The organism is Brachybacterium sp. HMSC06H03, from assembly GCF_001807385.1.
GTDB lineage: Bacteria > Actinomycetota > Actinomycetes > Actinomycetales > Dermabacteraceae > Brachybacterium > Brachybacterium conglomeratum.
The window spans coordinates 1-2,129 of the sequence record NZ_KV788794.1; the positions used below are offsets into that span (position 1 = coordinate 1).

At 71.7% G+C, this 2,129-nt stretch carries 1 pseudogene; it reads right to left on the reverse strand.

Annotated elements, in window-relative coordinates:
- Nucleotides 1-114 precede the first annotated feature (114 nt).
- Nucleotides 115-1,544, reverse strand: a pseudogene (locus HMPREF3159_RS08890) (rhodanese-like domain-containing protein).
- Between the last annotated feature and the right edge of the window lie 585 nt (nt 1,545-2,129).

The window sequence follows — 2,129 nt, forward strand, 5'->3', positions numbered from 1 at the left end:
AGCGGGTGTTCGCCTCCTCCACTCCCTTTTTTCATCCCCTCGAACAGGGAGAGGGCCCGTGAGCGCGGAGATTCCTCGGTCACGGGCCCTTCTGCGGGAATCGAGGTGTTTCGCTCAAGCGTGTGCCGGTGCGTCGTTCTCCCGCTGCCAGCGGGACCAGCCGGCGTAGCTGCCGTCGACGTCGATCACCTCATGGCCGGCCCGTCGCAGGGCGTTCGCGGCGACGGAGGCGCGCAGCCCCGACTGGCAGAAGGCGATGACGCCGCCCTCGGCGGGCGCAGGGAGCTGATCACGGTGGAACAGCGCCCTTCCGGCCGAGAGCTGCTGAGCACCCGGGATGGTCCCGGCGGAATGCTCGGACTTGTTCCTCACGTCGAGCGGCACGGCGTCCGGACGGCTCGAGCGCAGCTGGTCGAGATCCGCGGGGGAGACGCGCTGAGGGACGCTCTGCTCGAGCCCCTCGAACGAGGTCACGTATCCGCCGAGCGCGTCGATCCCCACTCTCACGAAATGGATCCTGGATCCTCGCTGCGGTCTCCGCATCCGGGGCGAGGACGATGATCTCGGCGTCGTCGGACTCCGGGTCGCAGGCCCAGCCGATATGGGAGGCGGCCTTGCCCGGGGCGGGGATGCTGAGCGCACCGGGCGCCATGCCCTCGTGCACCGCGGCGACGGGCCTCGTGTCCACGAAGGCGATCGCGCCGGACGCCATCCCCGAGGAGATCTCCGAGGCATCGACGCGGCGGGGAAGAGTCCTCTCGCCCAGCAGAGCCGGCCCGAGGAGGTTCTGACGCTTCATCCGTCCGAAGTAGGCGTGGGCGTCGGGCTGACCGTTCAGGAACTCGTCGACGAAGCCCTGCTCGTCGTCGGCCGCGAGATGCTGAGCCCATCAGGCGAAGCTCCGCTCATAGCCGACCGTCGTGGAGGGCACGGCCCCGAGGGCCTTCCCACAGGCCGACCCGGCGCCGTGGCCCGGGAGCACCTGGACATGGTCGGGGAGGGAGAGGAACACGTCCCGCAGCGAGGCGCAGAGCTGCCGTGCCCCCTCGAAGCGCGTGTCCTGCATGCCGGCCGCCTCGTCCAGCAGATCCGGGCGCCCCAGATCGCCTGCGAAGACGAAGTCCCCGCTGAGGAGATACCCGGGGCTCGGCGCGAAGGCGGTGTCGGTGATGAGGAACGAGAGGTGCTCCGGTGTGTGCCCCGGCGTGTGGCGGGCGGTGAGCGTGACAGCGCCGAGCTCGATCATGTCGCCGTCGTGGAGGCGCTCGGCCGGGAAGTCGTACCGCCAGTCCTCGCCACCCTCCCCCGAGACATAGGCGGTCGCGCCCGTCGCCGCGGCGAGCTCGCGCGTCCCGGAGAGGAAGTCCGCATGGACACGGGTCTCGGTCACGGCGACGATCCGCAGACCGTGATGCCGGGGGAGGTCGAGATAGTCGGCGATGTCGCGCCGCGGATCGACCACGAGCGCGTTCCCGCTGTCCTGGCAGGCGACGAGATAGCTCGCCTGGGAGAGGGTCCTCGTCGTAGAGGCGTTCGAGAAGCACGGACCATCCTGGTGGCTGCGAGGCACGGTGACCGGGCGGGCCGTCCATGTGGCGGAGGACGCACCCGCGCCCGCGGGTACGCCCCGTTCCTGAGGGACACACGGCGGGGGACCGGCGGCGATCGCGGAGAGGACCGGCAGGGATCGCGGAGAGGGACGGGCGTGCCTCGCGGCGCCGAGCGGTGGGCCACGGACCCGGGTGCGGAGGGGGCGAGCGGTGCGCGACGGGAGGGCTCCGGGCAGCGCGCCGGGGGTGGGCGGGATGGGACGAGGGTGGTGCGCCGCTGCGGCGGCGCCGGGTTCGTGGTGCCGAGCACCGTCGGTTCCCGGAGCCTGGGAGCCCCGTGAAAGCAGTCACGCATGATGCCGTTACCCGAGAGTCAAGGGCGTGCTCTGGCTTAGAGTCGCCGGGAGACAAACGCATAGGGCGCACAGGGCGAGACGAAGAGGCGGGCGGTCCAGGTGGCTGAGCACAGCAACAACGGGAGCGACCGCGGCCGGGACGACTGGGGTCGTGGCGGTCGGCGGCGGGACGAGCAAGGCTCGACGCCTCGATCCGGCGCGCCCGCCGGCGGCCGCGCCGGGG